The organism is Citrobacter sp. Cpa228, from assembly GCF_030333085.1.
GTDB lineage: Bacteria > Pseudomonadota > Gammaproteobacteria > Enterobacterales > Enterobacteriaceae > Citrobacter > Citrobacter pasteurii.
In genome coordinates this window covers 658,489-677,200 of sequence record NZ_JAOWGQ010000055.1, presented here as the reverse complement: position 1 = coordinate 677,200, position 18,712 = coordinate 658,489, and the positions used below count along the sequence as shown (strand labels likewise).

The following is an 18,712-nucleotide window of genomic DNA, read 5'->3' as shown; positions in this document are numbered from 1 at the left end:
ATTTTTGCACTGCGGCAGCTGCACGATTTATCGTTTCTACCAAACCAAGGTTTTGTAGAAATAATGCGACATTCGGTATATCCGAACCGTTCCGGTCTTTAGCCAGTCGCGCATTCGCATTATCCATCGCGATTTTGACAGCCAGCGGAGTCGCCGACTGTGTTTCACTGGTGCTGTTCACCGCACTGTTAAGCTGGAGCAGCCCCTTTTGTTGTGTAGAACCATCAACGACACCAATTGACTCCCGCGATGTTTTTTGTGCTTCCGCGCCACGCGCTTTTATCTCTTTCAGGTTCTGGTCTATACGCAGAAATAACCCGTCTCCTGTGGAAACATTCAGCGTGATGTTTGAGGTATCTGATACAGCCAGGCGAAACTGCATATTTACGCTGACACCACCAACAGGTTTATCGATCGATGGGCAGTTTGCCACCGCGTAAAGTTCTCCGGTATCCGTCATTAAACCAACTTCACGAACGGTAAATCCACCAATCCCGGTCGGCAGAACGATTTTCGCCATTAACTGCGTGGACTGTTCCGGTGACACAACCAGATCAGCGATATCTCCCCGGTAAGTTTCATTAATCAACCGGACTTGCGCCGGATCGGGCTTGACCTGTTTGCCATTACTGTCACCCACCACAAATTGAGTCAGTGCAATCAGACGACCACTGGCAAGCGCCTCTGCCTCCAGTTCTTTACCCCGGTTAGTGATAATTGAGTAGTAATCAGCCATGAGATTCCCCGGCAAAAATGTCCACATCGATATGCGCTGTTGTCGCACCCGAAATATAAAAAAACCCGTCCATACCCACATTCGCCATCACATCAATTTTGCTCAGATAGCTGCGCAGGTTCTTGGCACGGTCAGTAAGCTGGCGGATCTGATGATAGAGAGCGTCACTGACCCCTTCACTGCTCTGTACTTCAATCCGGAAGGTGTAAGGTGCAGCGCGTGGGGTGTCTTCCCACCACTCAACCACGGTCGTGGGCAGGTTCACTGACCCAAGAGAACGGCGGACCGCCCCGGCCGTTCCCCTGTGCTGATGAACATAAGCGGCATCTTTTATCACCTGCCGCTTTTGCGCCTCTGTCCAGCTGTCATCCCAGAAATCAACAGCATGCTCCCAGGCCAGCCAGGGGAGAAGATGTGCCGGGCAGGTATCAGGGTTTTTGGATTTGCGTACCATATTGGTATCGAGCGTGGCGATTTGCTCAGCGCTGGCCTGCTCCTGCGCCCGCTCTTCATGAAATGCGCCAGGAGGCAGCAGGGATCGAAACTTAGCCGTCATTGCTGCTTACCTCCCTGCGGGTGACATTAATGGCGGTACACCACGGTGCTTTACCCGCTTCCGCTTCCAGATCTGCCACCGGAGAAATCAGTCTTACCCTGACCACACCGGATTGCTGCAGAGATGCATAAATGGCGGACAGCGGGACGACGGTTTTAATCCGATGGGAAAGCGTGGTGTATGACCGCAAAACATCGATGGCATTATTCAGCACCGTACTGGCGTCCGGTCCTTCCGGAATTTCCAGTTCCGCCGTAACAGCATAGTTTGCAATCGTGGCACTTTTTACCGTTACATAGTCCGTTAACGGGCGGATTTCATCCGCATTCAGCGTGCTGTTAACCTTATCGAGTAGGCGCTGCTCCGCCGTCCCATCCCCGGTACGGGACAGGACATAGACATCAACGTAACCGGGCCGGTTATGGGTTTCCGGCCCATAAGCATCTGCATCCAGCACATCCGTATCGGCAGACTTTGCATGAAAGCGGTAAGCGTTACGTGCCCCTGCTGTATTCAGCTGCGCCCATGAAAGCTGGATACGTTCGCGAAATGCTGCATCGCCTTCCAGTTCAGGCTCTACGGGCGGAACGGCAAGCGGATCGCCGGGCTTAATCACCTGCCGTTTAACGTTGAATGCGGCACCTATCTGGTCAAGGTCAGCCTCTTTTGCACTCGCGAGAAATACCGCCCGCACGGCATCATTAACCCGCTGAAAAGCCAGCGTCAGCTGATAGGCATTCACCTCCCCTTGTTTAAACGTCGGATCGGATTCCACCAGCGCATCAAACTGCTCATCAAGTTCCCGCAGGCGCGCCAGCCACCGGGTGAAGATTTCAGTCGCATCCGGCACCACAATAGCATCCGGTACGTCCAGTTCTGACAGGTTGATCACGTCATAGCTGCTTGCCATAAATCGTTATGTCTCCCGTTCTGACAGGTAAATTGGTTTCCTTGTTGATCCCCTCGATATCCAGTACACAGCCGGTCTCCCCTTCAGGAAAGGAGACAAGCACACGGGTTACCTTCAGCCGCGTCTCCCACCGGGCCAGTGCGGTCGCAGACGCGGCGATTATTTGTAGACGGGTCAAATCATCCCGTGGGTTATCCACCAGAGAAAACAGATCACTACCATAGTCACGGACAAGAACCCGGCTCCCGATGGGCGTGGTCAGTATGTCGCTGACGGACTGGCGCAAATGGGCGACGCCGGACAGGCGTTTTCCGGTCCGGTTGTTTACACCGTTCATGATTAAATTCCGTTGCTGAGTCGCCGGATGGCGGGCGGGTTAACCGAAGTAGGACGGGCCTGTTTTGTCCTGCTTTTCTGATTTTTTCGAAGCCGCTGCGGGTTTACGAATGTCCACGACAAGGTTGTAGGTGTAGCTGAATCCTGCTGATGTCAGAGAAAAGACCAGAGACTCAACCACCCATGCCCGATCCTCACGGGAGCCAAAACCGGATGTCGTCACACCAGCCTCTGCTGTCAGCAGAACATGTTTAGGGCGACATGGCCCCGTGAGCGTCATTTTCTGCTCGTTACGTTTTGCCTGTGTTTTCCTGGAGTTTGCCTGTTGCTCGGCGGTGGTTTTCTCCGACTGGGTATAGGGATTGATCATCGCCGGGCCATCATGTTCAACCGTGGAGGTCTTTGTCGTACCATCCTCCTCGTCGTAATAGCGCACACCGATTTTCTCTTTGGCTTTTCCTCCGCTCCCCGTGGCTTTCCCCGTCGAACTCCCCCGCTCACCTTCACTGTAGGACCAGTTTGATACTTCATCCGGTGTGATGGTTATCCCGCCAGCCTGTTTCCCTGAAGCCGTTACCGTGGCTCCCTGCTGCAAAAAAAGCCAGTAACCGCCTGAAGGTTTGCTCACTGCATTGTAGTCACGCGCAAGCCTTGCGAGCAGGTTGGCATCAGATTCCGCCACCTGATCGATGTGGCTGATATGAATATCTTTTAGTGCGTCGGCCACGCGGGGAATAAGCCCGTTATCGGTGGCCACTGTTTTGACAACATCGGCAAGGCGAAGGTTATCCCAGCTCCGGGTCTTCTGGCTTGTCACGTCTCCGGGTTGTTTCTGGGCATTCATCGGCGCGGCGGTCGCATACAGCTCGATACGCCTTGGCGGGCCACCGCTCGAGACGCCACTGACAACAAACCAGCCTTTATCGATCAGTTGATCATTGAATCCCAGGGCGACCCGAAGCCGGGCACCTTTGGTGGGAAGCGCCAGCGTTTCAGAGATTAGACTGATTTTCAGTTCATCTGCTTTTGCTGTTGCCCCACCATAATCCGTCAGGGTCAGTTCACACAGGCACTCTTGTAGCACCCGGGTTATATCTTTCCCTTCGGCCTGTATGCTGAATGCCGGCGCATATTCCGGCCTTGCTGTCTGATCTGCCATATTAATCCCATAAACTGAATGGCGATTCCGCAACGGGTGTCACCAGATCAGGCAGTGTGATGTACAAGCCGGAAGGATACACAGCCCCCTGCTCCGCAAGCCCCTGATTGGCCTCAAGAACCTGAGTCACTGAGTCTGAAATGTTTTCAGTACCGTAATGCACGGCGCAAATCGCATCCAGTACGTCCCCGTCACGGGTTTGATAGATCGTCGGCATAGTGTTTTAGCGTCATTGTCCAGTTTTTATTTCGGTGACCGCCACCCGGTAAAAACTTATTCGTCGTGTCTGAAAAGTCGGTCACCACCCACCACCCCAGCACGTCACCTTCTCCGCTGACGAGCTGCTGAGGTTTAGCCTGATCGGCAAGATCAAACAACTCATTCACTGCTCCCACCCCTTTACGGAAAAAGGCGTGAGACTGCCCTTCAAGCCTGACAGTACGTCCAGACTTTCCGGTATATTGAAGAAGGTCCTGTTTGCCGATGCGTTCCTGTTCACTCCAGCGCCAGCTGGCCTCACGGGTGAGTTGATGATAAGCCGTTGTATCAATCGAAAAGGCAAAATTCCCCAGCATCATCATGACGCGGGCTTCCTGCCCACCCCGTAATGCGCCTGTACTGCGCTGACCAGAATCTTCAAATATCGGGATAATTTCACTCACCAGAGAAGTCCCCCGTCCAGAAGGCTGTTATCACCATTAAAGGCAGAATTGTTTTTCGTCACCGTTGTCACTTCATCGGCAATGGCTTTCTCATCCTGTCCCGGCGCGGCATTAATTTCGAATCGGTATTCGAATTTTCGGTTGTCTGTAACCTGCCTGGATGGGCGCTGTTTATCCAGATTGTCCATACGCTGAAGCAAGGTATCCCAGTACCCGACACCTCCCCCTAACGAATCAGAGGGTGGTTGCACTGAGCGCCCGTTGTTCCTTTGCAACGCTGCATTCCAGTTTAAAAGCGTGTCGCCGCCTTCCGGTGACAGGTATTTATCAAGCGATTTATTAAATGCCTCTTCATCATCACTAAAGAAGCCCCGCGTTGAGGTGTAAGACTTTTTAACATCGTCAGCGAGGTCTGGATTGTCCTTCAGTTGCTGCTCGAACCATTCCCCCTGCCCTTTGCGTCCCGCAGTCATTCTTGCGATATCCACCGACCCAGTCATAGCCAGTGACTTCAGCACATCCTTTTGATCGCTACTGTCATCTGGCAACAGCCAGGACAGCTTTTTAGCCAGGGCATAAATAATTTTGCCGACAAAAACCACCCCCTGCCCGAAAGACAGAACGCCGGGATACAGGTCATTTCGCAGGAAAGTCACAATGCGCCTGACCCCACCACCTTTGAACCAGTCGGCAAGATCATCCGTCAGGCGCCTGATATCAGGCGCCAGTTCATTTCCCAGTTGCCCGGAAATTTCTGCGACCGCAGAAGAGAAAACGGTGCGGAGATTATTGATAGCCTGATTACCCGCAACAGCCCCATCTGCTCCCTCTTTGGTCACAAGGTTGTAGCGCCGCTGTTCGTCCATCAGGTCGCGGTAGCTCCGGCCAGACTGCTTGATAAGCATCAGCAGTTTGCTCGCTTCCCCGCCAAAAAGAGAATCCAGTGCAAAGGAGGCTTTTGACTCGTCCTGAAGGCTGAGTGCCCGTTCAACAATTTTGTCAAACTGCGCCATATCGCTGAGTCCGGCAAAATCACCCGCTTTGAACCCGAGCGTTTCAAACGCATCCTGCAGCGAGCTCTGCTTACCGTTCTGTTTGTACTCGCCGGATTTATGCAGATACTCTTCAAAGAGATCGCCAATGTTTTCTGCATTCATGTCGTACTGCTTCGCCAGAGAGTTCCAGGCATTAAACGTGGCCACATCCACGCCGTAGCTTTTTGCCACATTCGTGCGGGTTGCCGTTTCAGCATTGGTGGCGGCTGGCGCTATCAGTGTGCCAAGTGCTGAAGCCACCACGCCACCACCGCCAATAGCCAGCCCGGATCCAAACATCCCGCCCACCTGCCCGGCGATCCCCATACCTCGCCGGAAAAGGCCTTTACCGGCACCTTTGAACGCCTGAATGCGTTGTGATTTTTGCATCTGCACATTCAGTTTCTGTTGCTCTGCCTCCGTTTTGCGGATTTCCCTGGAAACATCGGTATAGCGGCGCTTCAAATCCCCCAGGCTTTCACCGGCCAGTTTGGCGCGTTTGATTTCTGCTGCCAGTCTGGTCTGGTCTTTTGTCAGTCGCTCAGACTGCTTTCCGACATCTTTCAGGCTTTTTTGCAGACCATCTGCAGATCGTTTCCATGAATTATCCAGGTTTCCGCCAAAGGTAATGACTGCCTTAAGGTTCTGGCTTATTGCGCCCACGGTTTATCGTCTCCAGTTCGTCGGTCAAAAAAACAGAGAAGGTGCTGAACGGCATATCAAGGTATTCCGCCATCGGGAAATGCAGCCGCCGCCCCAGAAATCTTATTGCCCGGAGGAGCCCACCTTCGGTCGCTTCGCGGGCGGGAGCATAAAAACGTTAAAGGCATCCGTGAGCTGAGAATAATCTGCTGCCGTCATCAGCCAGAGATCCTGTTCACTGAGATTGCACAGCAACGCAATCATGCGGGCTTCTTTCTCTTCTTCGTTGCCGCGGTCTTTGGCATGAGTGATGCGATCACGAACCAGTGGTTCACGCATAGTGACTTCATCGATCACGACCCCGTTATCAAGTGATACGGGGGAATACAGTTTTATAACGCGGGTTTCACCAGGAAAACTCATGGGGTGCTCCATAAAAAAACGGCCCGCAGGCCGTTACAGTGGTGGGATAACAGTAAAATCAGAGACGCACTTTGGCAGCCAGGCCTGAAAGCACATCAACGCCATTCACCCGGCGGGCGAAACGCTCTGTATCAATGGCAAACAGTTCTCGCCCGTCCAGTGACTGACGGTAGTAGCTGACAGCAATATCGACCGTCACGGCATTTTCGGAAAGCGTGTCCTTACCCCGCGCATCCGGCGTGACGGTCTGTACAAACCCCTCAATTTCCTCAACCGTACCGCGTGCAGTGCCGTTACCGAGATAGCCCTGATAAGCCGTAAAGCGTGAACGGCTGCCACTGACAAAACCGAAACTGGCCAGCATGTCCGTATCTATCCCATAAAATTTAAGCTGACAGGTCAGTGCTTCCATGCCGTCATCAACCGGGGTGGGTGCGTCCTGTGCGCCGGTACGCAAATCCGTTTTAACAATAGCCAGAGACGGCGGCGTAAATTCATGCGCCCCCTGAATACGGATCCCCTGCCGGAAGAAGGTCCAGACGCGTAGTGTGTTTTTATCGCTCATGCTGCAAGCATCTCCTCAAGCGCATAGTTATTGTTCACCCGGACGCGCAGGCTGATAAGTTCAGTCGGCGATTTCGGACCAAAGTCATAGTTGATGTACAGGACACCCGACGCCATGGTTTCCGCTGTGTTCAGTTCTTCATCCAGCCAGGCCCGCCCACCGAATATGGCGCCAAGACCGACCAGTTGCCGCATATAGGCATTGATGGTGCCGATAATGTCATCCGCATTTTCCCGGTCCAGTGGACGGTCAACATACTCCAGCATGGTTTCCTGAATGCTGTCCTCAATAACATCAGCAGTACGGCGGACAGATTCAAAACGCCACTGAGGATTGGTTGCACACAGGCGGTTCCCCCAGTGTTTAAACCCCGCCCGGCGGATAATGGTGGACACGTTCTGCATGTTGAGCAGGTTTGCATCGCAGTTCTCATCCCCGAGGATAAATTCATCGATCTGCTCAACACCGAGGATGTTGTTGATGTCCTGGTTCGACTTGCTCCACCACCAGCCTTTTTCAAAATCGATGCGGGCGCGTAACCCGGCAGCAAACGCAGAGTAAGGACGATAAACCAGTTGGCCATCTGCATCGCTCGCCTGGACCCGCGGGCGCAACAGTTCAGTTCGTGCGCCATAGGACTGGCGGCGCTGTACCACTTCCTGCAGCGTCGCACCGGAGGCGCAGTCGACATATGCAACGGCGCGCAATTTCCCGGCCACGGTTTCCAGCCCCTTACCAACCGCATCGTCCTCACTGAATCCCGGTGCAATCACAATACGCGGCTGGTACGTGGTTACAGATTTCGCGGATGACAGGGTGCCGATCCCCTTCAGTACCGCAGCGCGTCGTTTTGCCTCATCGTTTTCATCAGCCACACGCACCACCACCGTCAGCGCATTACGTTGATCGTTAATGTCTGTCAGTGCCTGTTTAAGCGTACCTTTTTCACCCAGGCGGGATAACAGCGTGGTGCCGACGACCGCCACTGGCGTATTGAGTGGAAAGGGTTCATCTTCCCCCCCAGCTAATTGCAGGCTGAAGGGCTGGACTATCCCGTCACCGCGCCCGGCCGCACTGACTTTTGCGCCATTAACGCCACCGACAGCCTCAGCAACGTCTCCGGGTTTAGCCGTGATAACACCGTGCTCATCACAACCCAGCGTGATTTTGAGTGTCAGCGATTCAGGATCCCAGTTTGCTGACGTCACAACCGCAGCAGGATTTTCGGCTGCCGGCTGTCCGGCCAGCGCAGCGACATTGATGACATTGCCTTCCCGCCCCTTAATGGTTGCAGTGAAGTCGATAACGTTATCGAGAATGGGTGTACCGGATGATCCCGATGCGGCTGTTCCCCCCGACGCATCAGGTGCCGTTCCCACCAGGCCGATAATGGCGGTCTGAATCGTGGTAACCGCCACCGTACCCGAGGTGAGTTCAATAGTTTCAACGCCATGTAACTGAGACATGTTTTTTCTCCAGGCATAAAAAACCTGCCGCAGCAGGTCACATATTCTGATTAGGTTTATCGGTGAGCCCGCCGCTGTCGCCGCGGTGATCGTGGTTGTTAAAGACTTCACGTATCTTGCTCATGCTGCCGGATTTATCCGTTATCTCCTTTGACGCCCCGATATTCCCTGTAACCGACGTGTCAGCATTAATCCAGGTTTTGCCCTGAACTGTCAGGGTATCGGTAATTTCAACCGGACCATCCAGCGTGCCTTTACCGACAATTTTGTAAGTTCCACCATCAGCCAGCGTAATCGTCAGGGCATGCGCGTTCCTGTCATAACGGATCTCGGTCCCGTCGCTGTATCGGGTAATGTGCTCGCTGTCACTTCCTTCCGGCACCGGCAGCTTTCCCGTGTTCCATCCGGGAAACACCCGCCCGTTGTTGAGATCTCCGGCTTCGGACAGGACCGTAACCGCATCCCCCACGGCATAAGGATTTGAATCAGCGCGGTTAGTTCCGGAAAACCCCTGGCACAACGGCAGCCAGGTCGTGATGATATCCCCCAAATCCACCCGGCATTTTGGGATGCGATCGTGCCTGACGGAGTGGATAACGCCGCGCCGGACAAGGTTCGCCAGCCTGCGCTGCAGGTCGCCTGCTATATCACTCATCGGGCTGAGCCTCCCAGATAAGTTGATAGTCATCCACGTGATTACGGCCCGTATCAGGTGCAGCACCCAGCCAGGCCTGCTGCAGAGGAATGCCGTTGTTTGCAAAGGGGTCAGTACCAAATGCAGCCGCCTGGGTGAATGAAATACGCCAGACCAGATAATCATCCATTCGCGGATCAAACTCATCACGTTCAGCCGTGGTGAATACCGCAGGCTCAATATGCCCCAGACCAAACTGCTTCCCGTCAATCCACTGGGTAATATCGGCCGCAGCGGTTCTGACAAAAATCTCAGGCTGACTCACACCCGATCCGGCGGCATCCACCACCACGAAGAGATCACAGGTTAAATTAACGCCCAGTTGCCCCTCATTACCTCCGCCCTGTTCCCAGCTGTTAATCGAGAAATACACCGCGGGCGTGGTCAGGCCCGAAAAGCGGGGAACATTCCTTTCCGGATACGCACCGGCATCACGCACCCATCCGATTTTTTTTAATGCGTCAGTCACAGCATCGTGATACCGCCCCAGCAACAGTGGCTCGGCCATCGTTCGTTACCTCAGACAGAAATACGGGCTTTTACGCGCCCGCGAATGTCGGTTTCAAAGTGATGCATAAAAATCTCCATCGCTTCCGCAAATGCGTTGTCCTCGATGTAGTTCAGCATCGGTTCGTAGATATCCATTTCTGCTTCGCGTGTCCGGCGGGTCAGGGGATCGCGAATAACCACCGTCCGGCGATTATCCCGTTTTGAACGGGACACCTCCCCGTTTTCAAACGACCGTTCGCTCAGCAGATTACCTTTCGGGGAAAATCCGGCGTTTTCTGCCTGGCGGCGCGCTTTAATAAAACGCCCCGTGTTGCGGTCACGCCGGGTATGGTGCGGTCGCAGCCGCCCGTTGATTCGTCCTTTAAGGTCTTTCACCTTAATGGCATTCAGCCCGAACCAGAGCCGGAAGTTATCCAGTTGTGATCCCCTGTCCAGACGAAAAGACAGCAGACGGCGCCGGACAAGATCCATACTGCGTGGGGCCAGCCCGTCTTTCAGATCCGCCATCGCATTCTTTCGCAGCGTGGCGGCAGTACGCCTGAGCGCGCGCGAGTATGCTGCACGGAACTGTTTTTGCGTCGCACCGATACTGTCCGCAATTCGCCAGATAACATCCACATCAATATCGACGGGTAAATCCCGCCGCAGTCGAGACTCCCGCGCCATATCAGCTCCATTTATCGATCTGAGGCTGTGTTTTGCCGGGTTCCCCATATGCCAGCGTGACGCGGGTCCGCCCTTCTTCATCCGCGCCGATATGTGTCACCCGGTAAGGGATGGTATTGATCACCACACCGTCATGTTTTTCGAGACCGGAAATATCCGCAGTCATTGCACTGAACGCCGGGGAATGGTTCTGAATTTCCCCGCCGCCCGGTACACCCGACAGCGCATCCGGTGATTCAAAAATCACGGTCACCAGACGCGGGCCTTCACCCGTTTGCAGGCATGCAGGGACTTCTTCGGCAAACGCCCGGTTAATCCGGGCATCTGCTTTAGCCAAACGCTCCCGGAACCGGCTCATCAGAACCCCAGGCGGACGGCAACATCAGCATCATCTGCCTCAGCTGCTCCCCAGGCGGAACCAACAACCGGGTTTGGCGTTGCATCATCGCCTTTTGCCACCGTCAGCTTGCCGCCAGCCAGATACAGTTTCTGGCCTGCCGCAATTTCTTCTGCCGCTTTAGGCAGCACAAAAACACCGGACATATGCAGTGTTCCCCACTCGCCAGCAGGAATATCGCTGTGTGCCACCCCGGCAATTCCGCCGACCGCCACCAGCGCGCCGGATGAAACAGCATCAACACCCGCATTGTGATAATCCAGTGTGGTACCGTCCTGCTGATAGTTCTTCGCCATGTTTTTTCTCCATAAAAGGAAAAGGCGACCAGCGCCGCCTTCAGGGATAAAAAAACCGCCAGGCGGCGGTCATTATTTTTTGGTGACTTTAACCAGCCCGCGCCAGTCGAGCGGAGCCACCCCAGCATCAATGCGCACCTTGAATGCGGCGCCGTCCACAGTGAAGCCCTGCTGCTGTTCCAGATATGGCGTGTCGATACCGTCGAGATACGCCACTTCAATGGTGTCGCGCCCCTGCGCAGCGGTCAGGTAATAATCGGTCGGGCTGCTGTCATCCAGGCGGGCCTCAGAAGCCACGGTCACAAAGTTCTGGATCGGGTTAACGATCCCGCTGTTCGCGTCTGCACCCGGTACACTGGCGGATTTAATCAGCTGATTTGCCCGTGACTCAATTGCCACTGGCGTCAGCATGTAGGCAGGACGAATATTCAGACGACGATCGCCGGATTTTTGCAGCAGCATTGCCTTACGTGCAGTATCCAGCCCTTCAATACTCAGATCGGCTGCAACAAGGTTGCCGTGATCGGCGTGGAACAACGGCTTACCGTCCGACATTTTTGGATTGCTGGTCAGTACAGCCCAGACCAGATCGCCGACGGTGGCTCGCGCAGCAAGCCCCATTGCCTGCGGGATACGCGTCAGCATATCCAGGTCGTCGTTGATGATAGTCTGGCGGTCAATGCTGAAAAGCTCACCATAGGTGGCCAGTGCAATCGGCTCACCGCGATCTTTAATGGTGACATATTTATATTCCGCCCCGGCGCGAACCTTACGCAGCGATGCCAGTGATTCCAGGCCAACGCGGTGCGCGGTTTTGAAATCGGTCAGTGTGCCTTTACGGGTCCACTGTTCGAATGTTTCGCTGGCCTCATCCCAGCCAAGCAATGCCGCCTTATGCGCCACATCCATCAGGATATTGCCGAAATCGCTGCTGCTGTGGGTGAACGCCAGCCCAACCATCGCCTGTGCGGTACCGACACCAGAAATACCGATACCACGATCCACCAGCGAGGCGCGGGCCAGTTCGCGCAGGGTATACCCGTTGTAGGCGTTATCTTTTTCTGCCTGCGCATAGCCCGCACGGTTCATCACCGCCGCACGAATGGAATCACCAACAATATTCCCGTTACCTGCATGGATGTGAACTGCACCCGGTCCGGCACTCGGGGTCGTCCCTGCCGCCAGCGCACTGAGCAATTTGGTGCGGGCCTGTTCCGCTGAGCAGGAAATATCCGTGATGCATTCTGCTTTCAGCGAGCCGAAAGCAGGAAACGCATCAAACACAGCGGAAACTGCGCTTACTCGTTCAGTATTCGCCGCCTGCATCTGCTGCTGGAGCTGGGCGGCCAGCGCGGTAATGTCGATATTTCCTGCCAGCGGTTGCTGGGTGGGTTGCTGTGCCGGTGGGTTATTTGCGGCCTGCGGCGCCGGGTTTTGTGCGGGTTGCGGCTGACTTGCAGGGCCTTCAGCACGCGGCCCAAAAAGGTTTTTAATCTGTTCTGGCATATTCTGATAATCCTTCAGTTTATTTTGATTCACACAGGCCGCGGCCTGCAGTTCTGGTTCAAGCGTGTCAGCGAAACCTTTTTCCACCGCCTCCGCGCCATTAAGCCAGGTTTCAGCTTTCAGCATCGCCTCAAGTTCTTCCTGCCCCAGCCCGGTCTTGTTCATGTAGGCACTGAGCATCAGCGCTTCATTACGATCAAGCCAGGCAGCGTAATCACGCATATCATCGGAATCCCCGGCGATCCCGCCCCACGGCTTGTGTACCATCAGCCAGGCGTTTTCCGGCATATGCACCGTGGCACCGGGCAGGCAGACAATCATTGAAGCCATACTGGCAGCCACGCCGTCCACCCAGATATCCAGCTTCGCCTTCAGACGGGACAAGGTGTTAAAGATGGCAAATCCCTGCATCACATCGCCGCCCGGGCTGTGGATATGTAGATCGACAGCGCTGGCCTCAAACACCCCGGCCTCCTTACAGTCGGAGACGAACTGCTGAGCGGTAATCCCCCAGCCGCCGATCACGTCATAGAGAAATATTTCCACACGCCCTGCAGCCAGTGCGCGAATCTCATACCAGCACTGACCGTTTGCGGCATCGATACCAGCCACACTGGCGCGGGGGTTAATCATCGTCCCGTGACGGGGCGGGCTTATCATTTGCTGCATCAGGGAGCACTCCTTTATCGTTGGCGGCGTCTGAGTCGAACACCAGCCCGTTTTCTCGGTTGAATTCGGTTTCACGCATACGCTGGCGCTTCACCTCCTGGGGGGATTGCCCACGGGCGCGGATCCATTCCGCTTCAGTTCCCGCACCACCGCGCACAATTCCCCGCCAGGCCATTGCCTCTTTTACAGGGTCAATCCACGGCATAACCGGGCCAAGATAAGTCGCATTAAAGAGGGTTGTTCGATCCACATCCGCTGGGATATCTGTCGTTAACAGCGCCATCGCCAGCCAGGCGCGGTATACCGGGCGACTGTGCTGACCAACAAACCATTGCTGCAGTACGTTATAGCCTTCATAGCTTTCCACCAGTTCCTGGCGCTGGGCGCTGTATGTGCCATTGTAGTCACGGGCAATACTGGAATAGCTTCCCCGGCTTCCGGCGGCAACAGCACGTAATTGCCCGTTGCGAAATTCATGAAGATGGACATTCGGCCGATTGGATTCCACCATGCCCAGATCTTCGCCCGGTGCCAGATCGTCAAAAATCATCCCGGGTGCGATATCAAAATAGCGGTATTTATTTTCTGACGGCTTCCAGTCGTCTTCCTGAGGGAAAGTAGCGGCATCACCTCTCTTGATATAAAAGCCCAGCGCAGCAGCGATTCTTGCGGCCACGCGCTCACTCTCTTCATAATCCTTAATGTCGCCAAGGCGGCGGATCACGCCGTGTAACAGACTCACCCCGCGTAACTGATGAAGACGTTTTCGCTGCGCGAGATGCAGCATATTCTCAGCAGCAACAGTTTTCAGTTCTGCGCTAAAACGCGTCATGTTGGCCGGATGGAATTTATATACCCGGTAGCCTGTCGGACGTCCCCAGTTATTCACAATAATGCCCTGACGGATCTGCTGCCCCGAGGTGCTGTTCAGGTTCATCGGCACAAAGTCAGCCTCAAGCAACTCCAGAGAAAACGGCACACTGGTCGAGTGAGTCAAACCAGCAACCGGCCCTCTCACAAGCTGGGTAAAAATTTCACCATCACGCAATGCGGAACGCAGCGCCAGCCGTTCCGCTTCCGGGCGGGTAAACATCCCGGTCACTTCCGGGCGAACTGACCATTCGGACCAGAGCGCGGAAATCTTTGCCGCAAATTCTTCATGCAGTTTTCCGTCCAGCCCCAGTGGCTGCGGTTCAACCTGAATCCCCTTGGCACCAATCACCCGCTCCTCGAGCTTATCCAGCAGACCAATTACAATGTCATGGTCTTCATCCAGCGCCCGCGCCTGCTCGCGCAGTGATACACCTGCAACACCAACAGCAGTGTCAGCCGCGCGGCTCTCGCGCTTCGTTTTATTAAGCCGGGAAGGCTGTGCCGCATCGTATGCCTGCAACAGCATTTTGTTTCTGGCGCGCGCGACTGCCCACCCTGGTGCAATTGCACCAAGTGCTCTGTCGAAAATACCCATGGAAGACCTTAATTAAATCTGGCGAGTTTGAAAGATCCACCGCGACGGTTCACGGCAACCCAGCGTTTTTCCCAGTATTCCAGCTCTCTGCGAAGCGCCACGGGATCATGGTTAGTTATGGCGCGACCATTTACGCCCGTAAAAGACACACTTTTCCCGTCCAGGGAATCACGGTATGCCTGGCGTACAGTTACCAGCATCTGCTGAATTTCTGATTTCGTCACAGCCAGCCTCCGTTATCACTGACACCCAGCCAGCCACCAGAAAGCGGGCTGGACGGTTCAGTTACTGAAACAGAAGACGAACGTACAGGTACCGCTTTTTTCACAGTAATCTCCCTGGGGCGCTCCCCGTCAATAATGTTTGAATTACACTCCTGAGCAGCTGCCCATGCCGGAGGCTGTTCCCAGTCCCGGATTTTTTCATAACCACGCAGGACAGCGACGGCGTGGGCATAACAGAAAAGGTCAAAGGCTTCGTTATTGCCTTTTCCGGGCTTGCGCCATTTTCCGTCCGTACCACGTTCTTCGTAGGTCAGTTCTTCGTAGAACCACTCCCCCAGCCAGTCAGGAAAATGGATATACCCGGCACCGGGTGTTTCACGCTCAAGGTTGTTACTGAGCTGATCTTTTAGCAGGTCTGTCTGCAAGAGATAAACCGGAACCTCACCACGCGCATCCGCCCGGCGATCGCTTCGGCCTGTGTTGTCAAGGTGAGTTTTGGTAATGATTTTCTGGCGTCTGGTACTGTCACCTTTTATCAGGTAAACCCGTTTACCCAGTCCGTCACGACGACACTGGCGCCAGAATTTATAGGCGTTATCCGTTACACCATCTTCCCCGCCGCTGTCGACAGCCATTGCAAGTATGGGCATCCGTCGCGAAGGTTCTGACTGCAGAGCATAGGTTTTTTCCAGAACATCCGTGATGAGCAGTTGCCAGTCTTCCGGATAGGATCCGGGATGCACCTGCTCTGCCTCACCATTTTCATCACAGCGCAGGGACTGGCGGATGTTGTAACGGTCCACCAGCCAGCGTTCGCCGTTTTCACCGTACCCGATGATCTGGACGACAAAACGGCGCTTCTTCCCGCCCTGCACATCCACCGATGCCAGAAGAAAACGGACTTTCGGCGGCACAAGTCGTTTGCCATAATCTTCTGCGCGCAGCATCAGCACGTCAGCACGTCGCTGCTCACTGGCTGCACGGGGAAGATAAGGCAGCCCCCAGTCAGTATTAATTACCGTCTTGAGCGTTTCTTCGCTGCCGGTGGCTTCATAGTCCTGTTCCGCCGTCAGTAATTTGTAGACCAGTTGCGCCCATGTCTGGTATGCCGCCGCAGGTCCCTCCATCCAGAACGAGGCAATGCGCGAGCGACGGGCTTCCCCGGTGATATTGCCCTCACGGTCGATAGTCTGTCCCTCACGCAACCAGACCCCCTTTCCGTTCAGCTCCCGTTTCCTGTCGGCGGTAATCGTGCCGCTACAATGCGGACAATCAATATGCGCCGCCTCACTGGCTATTACCGGGTCAGACGTTTCCCGGTAGCCAGTCATCGCCTCCATGGCCGGTTGAAAATATTCCCCGCAATGTGGACATGGCCAGTACCAGCGACGACGATCGCCACGGTTATATAAAGAAAGGATCCCGGTCGTGGGAGGGGCTTCGTGAGGTGACTTTCTCCGCCACTTCGTATTGGTGATTTCCCTGCCCGGTGAACTCTCGACCAGCGTCATCCCCGCCGACATAAAGGTGGTGGTACGTTTTGAAGCAAGCGAAAAACCGTCCCCTTCCCCGTCGATATCTTCCGGGAAGCGATCGTAATCCGTCAGCGCCACACACTTAAAATCTGAGGAGGACATGATGTTGATAGACGGCCAGCCTATCTTCAGGTAGTTCCCGGCAAGGAAAGTCCGGTCATGAACGTTGTTGTCGTTGCGTGAAGGACTCAGCCGGCATGCCACCTCCGGGCTGACACGGAATGTTCGGGCCAGGCGTTTTTTTGAGTGTTCCCGCGCTTTCTCTTCCGTCATCTGAATGATGAGCATGTCAGACGGATCACAGACAACGTTGTACACCACCCAGCCATCAATCAGACCAATGGTTTTACCCGTTCGGGCAGGGCCAACAAAAATGACAGCATCATATTCGCGTGATGCCAGGCAGTTCATCGGCTCCACAACATAAGGGGCAAGATTAGGATCCCACTCAACGGAGTTACCCACGCCGACCGGAACACGCATATATTTATGCACGGCTTCGGCTACAGGCATTCGGCGCGGTGCTCTGATGATCCCGGCAGTGTTTTTTCTTAGCTCCGCCGCCGTGGCCTGTCGCATGGCTTACTCCTCTTCTGGCGAACTGTCCTCCTGTTCCGGCGTATCTGCCTGCTCAACCTTCAGGGCGATCTGATCCCGCAGGTCATCGATGACTTTTTGCACCCGAACGACAGCTGCAGGCGTCATCGCACAATCACGTTCAAGAATATCCGGCAGCGTTTCCAGCACCTGAACGACGGCTTTTGCCATCGATGAAAATTCTCGGGTCACTGTCGATGCCGGGATTAACTCACCTGTTTCCTGCTGGAATTTAAGCCTCTCGCGTTCAGACTGAAACCATGCCTTACGATCCGGCGGCAACATCTTATCGATATCCACCAGCTCGGGTGCCGTGGTACGACCCAGCAGTTCCCGGAGAATATCCACGACAGAATAAAGCTTGAGACGAGAATTACTGCCAGGAGCAGGCTCAATGTTATTCAGCTTGCTGGAGATCGTCTGACGATGAAGATCGGTCACCGCCGCCAGCTGATTGATATTGAGGCGAAGGTTTTTCAGTTCGTTATCCATGATGATGAACAATATTTAACCATTTCGACATCGTGAATAATTTCACGACTGAAATATCAACAAGTTAAGGGAATGATGATGATGCCGATAAAATGCAAAAAACTAGCCGTTTTCCGCGTGTCCTCGCCCCCTCGGTGTTCAGAATCGCCAGGAGTACCTTTTGAAAATGAGAAATATTGTCATTTGAGTGCATAAAAAAGCCCCGCTATTGCGAGGCCTAGGGTTATTTGTATCGCGACCCACTACCTGTGAATGACAAACAGCGATTTACATTTAGGGCAAAGTAACGCCTGTTGCTGGCGTACTTTCGTGGTCGAGTGTATGGATTTATGTCCGCATATCGGGCACATGACAGTCATATTGGCTGCAAGCCCAACACGCTGCATTGCATAATCGAAAAATGACATGGTGGTTAACCTTTCAATGAATGGGGCTTATTATACCATGCATAGCTCAATTATTAACCAATCATCATCGCATGCTTGATGCCATTTAGCTTTGTCACAGGCATTCACTAAATGCCTGTGACATCAGGAGAAGGAGATACCCAAATTAACCAACACGGCTTTCTTTCCCTCAATACGGCGGTCAAGTTCGGCCACTGCATGTGGGCGTATAGCCTCAAGAAAGGCATTATCTTGATAGGCGGACTGGATTGTCACACCAAGCCCGGCACCACTTTCCAGTATACCTTTCAGCCGCTGTAGTTCTTTTATCTCGTTATTGATGTAATACGCTTCACTTAGGTTCTCTGCGTTCACGGGCAGACTCCTTCTTGCAGTTAACCTGCACTGATTTGTTATGCGCCAGGATGTCGCGCTTCGTCTGCTTATCCAGCACATCGATATCGTGGTCAGTCAGGTAGATGATGCGCACCCAACTGCACGCAGTATCAACCACCACCGGGGCGGGAGAATTGTTCGCGCAGCTCACGATCAACGTCGTCATCAGGCATGTGATTAACAGTCTGCTGGGCATTACTGGCCTCTTTAGTGACTTCAGCTTTACGTTCTGCCACCGCAACGGTCGCCGCTGCGTTCTCTTCGGTGCGCTGCTTGTCTGCTTTGGCTTCCGCTTTACTGGTGCCGCGCGCATGGCCGAAACCAAAAGCACCAGCGATAACGGCAATCACCGCTGCGGCCAGCCCGATAATCATTTCAATTCCCATA

25 protein-coding genes are annotated in these 18,712 nt (G+C 54.2%); all 25 read right to left on the bottom strand.

Annotation, left to right across the window (positions count from 1 at the left end; genetic code table 11):
- Positions 1-736: phage tail protein (locus OGX91_RS21815; protein WP_286627298.1), on the bottom strand; the 736-nt coding region annotated here is incomplete at its 3' end.
- Complete coding sequence (locus OGX91_RS21810) at positions 729-1,292, bottom strand: phage tail protein I (RefSeq protein ID WP_040230751.1); 564 nt, start codon at positions 1,290-1,292, stop codon at positions 729-731. The genes OGX91_RS21810 and OGX91_RS21815, both read right to left, overlap by 8 nt.
- Complete coding sequence (locus OGX91_RS21805; RefSeq protein WP_040230749.1) at positions 1,282-2,202, bottom strand: baseplate assembly protein; 921 nt, start codon at positions 2,200-2,202, stop codon at positions 1,282-1,284. Before OGX91_RS21805 ends, OGX91_RS21810 begins: the two co-directional genes overlap by 11 nt.
- On the bottom strand, positions 2,186-2,539 hold the full coding sequence (locus tag OGX91_RS21800; RefSeq protein ID WP_040230747.1) for a GPW/gp25 family protein: 354 nt from the start codon (positions 2,537-2,539) through the stop codon (positions 2,186-2,188). The genes OGX91_RS21805 and OGX91_RS21800 overlap by 17 nt, the downstream gene beginning before the upstream one ends.
- A gap of 39 nt (positions 2,540-2,578) precedes the next feature.
- A complete protein-coding gene (locus OGX91_RS21795) occupies positions 2,579-3,697 on the bottom strand; it encodes a contractile injection system protein, VgrG/Pvc8 family (protein WP_040230746.1) in 1,119 nt (372 codons plus the stop codon).
- A 1-nt stretch (position 3,698) separates the two neighbouring features.
- Positions 3,699-3,914: a tail protein X gene (locus OGX91_RS21790; RefSeq protein ID WP_040230745.1), complete on the bottom strand. Its 216-nt coding sequence runs from the start codon at positions 3,912-3,914 to the stop codon at positions 3,699-3,701.
- Positions 3,889-4,350, bottom strand: coding sequence for a phage tail protein (locus tag OGX91_RS21785; RefSeq protein ID WP_502873384.1), 462 nt, complete (start codon positions 4,348-4,350; stop codon positions 3,889-3,891). Before OGX91_RS21785 ends, OGX91_RS21790 begins: the two co-directional genes overlap by 26 nt.
- 5 nt (positions 4,351-4,355) lie before the next feature.
- Positions 4,356-6,056, bottom strand: a complete 1,701-nt coding sequence (locus OGX91_RS21780; protein ID WP_286627296.1) for a hypothetical protein — start codon at positions 6,054-6,056, stop codon at positions 4,356-4,358.
- A 102-nt stretch (positions 6,057-6,158) separates the two neighbouring features.
- A complete protein-coding gene (locus tag OGX91_RS21775) occupies positions 6,159-6,458 on the bottom strand; it encodes a phage tail assembly protein (protein WP_286627295.1) in 300 nt (99 codons plus the stop codon).
- A gap of 58 nt (positions 6,459-6,516) precedes the next feature.
- Positions 6,517-7,023 carry a phage major tail tube protein gene (locus tag OGX91_RS21770; RefSeq protein ID WP_182269982.1) on the bottom strand — a complete coding sequence of 169 codons (507 nt, stop codon included), beginning with the start codon at positions 7,021-7,023 and terminating at the stop codon, positions 6,517-6,519.
- Positions 7,020-8,489: a phage tail sheath C-terminal domain-containing protein gene (locus OGX91_RS21765; RefSeq protein ID WP_286627294.1), complete on the bottom strand. Its 1,470-nt coding sequence runs from the start codon at positions 8,487-8,489 to the stop codon at positions 7,020-7,022. The genes OGX91_RS21770 and OGX91_RS21765 overlap by 4 nt, the downstream gene beginning before the upstream one ends.
- A gap of 37 nt (positions 8,490-8,526) precedes the next feature.
- Positions 8,527-9,144, bottom strand: a complete 618-nt coding sequence (locus OGX91_RS21760; RefSeq protein ID WP_182269984.1) for a phage baseplate assembly protein V — start codon at positions 9,142-9,144, stop codon at positions 8,527-8,529.
- Complete coding sequence (locus tag OGX91_RS21755) at positions 9,137-9,691, bottom strand: hypothetical protein (protein ID WP_286627293.1); 555 nt, start codon at positions 9,689-9,691, stop codon at positions 9,137-9,139. The genes OGX91_RS21760 and OGX91_RS21755 overlap by 8 nt, the downstream gene beginning before the upstream one ends.
- 11 nt (positions 9,692-9,702) lie before the next feature.
- Complete coding sequence (locus tag OGX91_RS21750; protein WP_286627292.1) at positions 9,703-10,359, bottom strand: hypothetical protein; 657 nt, start codon at positions 10,357-10,359, stop codon at positions 9,703-9,705.
- Between the two features lies 1 nt (position 10,360).
- Positions 10,361-10,717 carry a head-tail joining protein gene (locus OGX91_RS21745; RefSeq protein WP_040230736.1) on the bottom strand — a complete coding sequence of 119 codons (357 nt, stop codon included), beginning with the start codon at positions 10,715-10,717 and terminating at the stop codon, positions 10,361-10,363.
- The gene (locus OGX91_RS21740) at positions 10,717-11,052 is read right to left on the bottom strand and encodes a capsid cement protein (RefSeq protein ID WP_286627291.1); all 336 of its coding nucleotides are present in this window, start codon (positions 11,050-11,052) and stop codon (positions 10,717-10,719) included. The genes OGX91_RS21745 and OGX91_RS21740 overlap by 1 nt, the downstream gene beginning before the upstream one ends.
- 72 nt (positions 11,053-11,124) lie before the next feature.
- A complete protein-coding gene (locus tag OGX91_RS21735; protein ID WP_032943859.1) occupies positions 11,125-13,227 on the bottom strand; it encodes a ClpP-like prohead protease/major capsid protein fusion protein in 2,103 nt (700 codons plus the stop codon).
- Entirely contained in the window at positions 13,184-14,695 is a 1,512-nt protein-coding gene (locus OGX91_RS21730; protein WP_286627290.1) for a phage portal protein, read from the bottom strand. Before OGX91_RS21730 ends, OGX91_RS21735 begins: the two co-directional genes overlap by 44 nt.
- A gap of 8 nt (positions 14,696-14,703) precedes the next feature.
- Positions 14,704-14,919: a hypothetical protein gene (locus tag OGX91_RS21725; protein ID WP_016150423.1), complete on the bottom strand. Its 216-nt coding sequence runs from the start codon at positions 14,917-14,919 to the stop codon at positions 14,704-14,706.
- Entirely contained in the window at positions 14,916-17,033 is a 2,118-nt protein-coding gene (locus tag OGX91_RS21720) for a phage terminase large subunit family protein (protein ID WP_286627289.1), read from the bottom strand. Before OGX91_RS21720 ends, OGX91_RS21725 begins: the two co-directional genes overlap by 4 nt.
- Positions 17,034-17,036: 3 nt before the next feature.
- Positions 17,037-17,543, bottom strand: coding sequence for a DUF1441 family protein (locus OGX91_RS21715; RefSeq protein ID WP_115644301.1), 507 nt, complete (start codon positions 17,541-17,543; stop codon positions 17,037-17,039).
- Positions 17,544-17,785: 242 nt separating this feature from the next.
- Positions 17,786-17,950, bottom strand: coding sequence for a YnfU family zinc-binding protein (locus tag OGX91_RS21710; protein ID WP_219725564.1), 165 nt, complete (start codon positions 17,948-17,950; stop codon positions 17,786-17,788).
- Positions 17,951-18,073: 123 nt separating this feature from the next.
- Complete coding sequence (locus OGX91_RS21705; RefSeq protein ID WP_048221184.1) at positions 18,074-18,304, bottom strand: hypothetical protein; 231 nt, start codon at positions 18,302-18,304, stop codon at positions 18,074-18,076.
- Entirely contained in the window at positions 18,282-18,491 is a 210-nt protein-coding gene (locus OGX91_RS21700) for a hypothetical protein (protein ID WP_072161081.1), read from the bottom strand. The genes OGX91_RS21705 and OGX91_RS21700 overlap by 23 nt, the downstream gene beginning before the upstream one ends.
- Positions 18,436-18,711, bottom strand: coding sequence for a hypothetical protein (locus tag OGX91_RS21695; protein ID WP_048221183.1), 276 nt, complete (start codon positions 18,709-18,711; stop codon positions 18,436-18,438). The genes OGX91_RS21700 and OGX91_RS21695 overlap by 56 nt, the downstream gene beginning before the upstream one ends.
- Position 18,712: the final 1 nt, after the last annotated feature.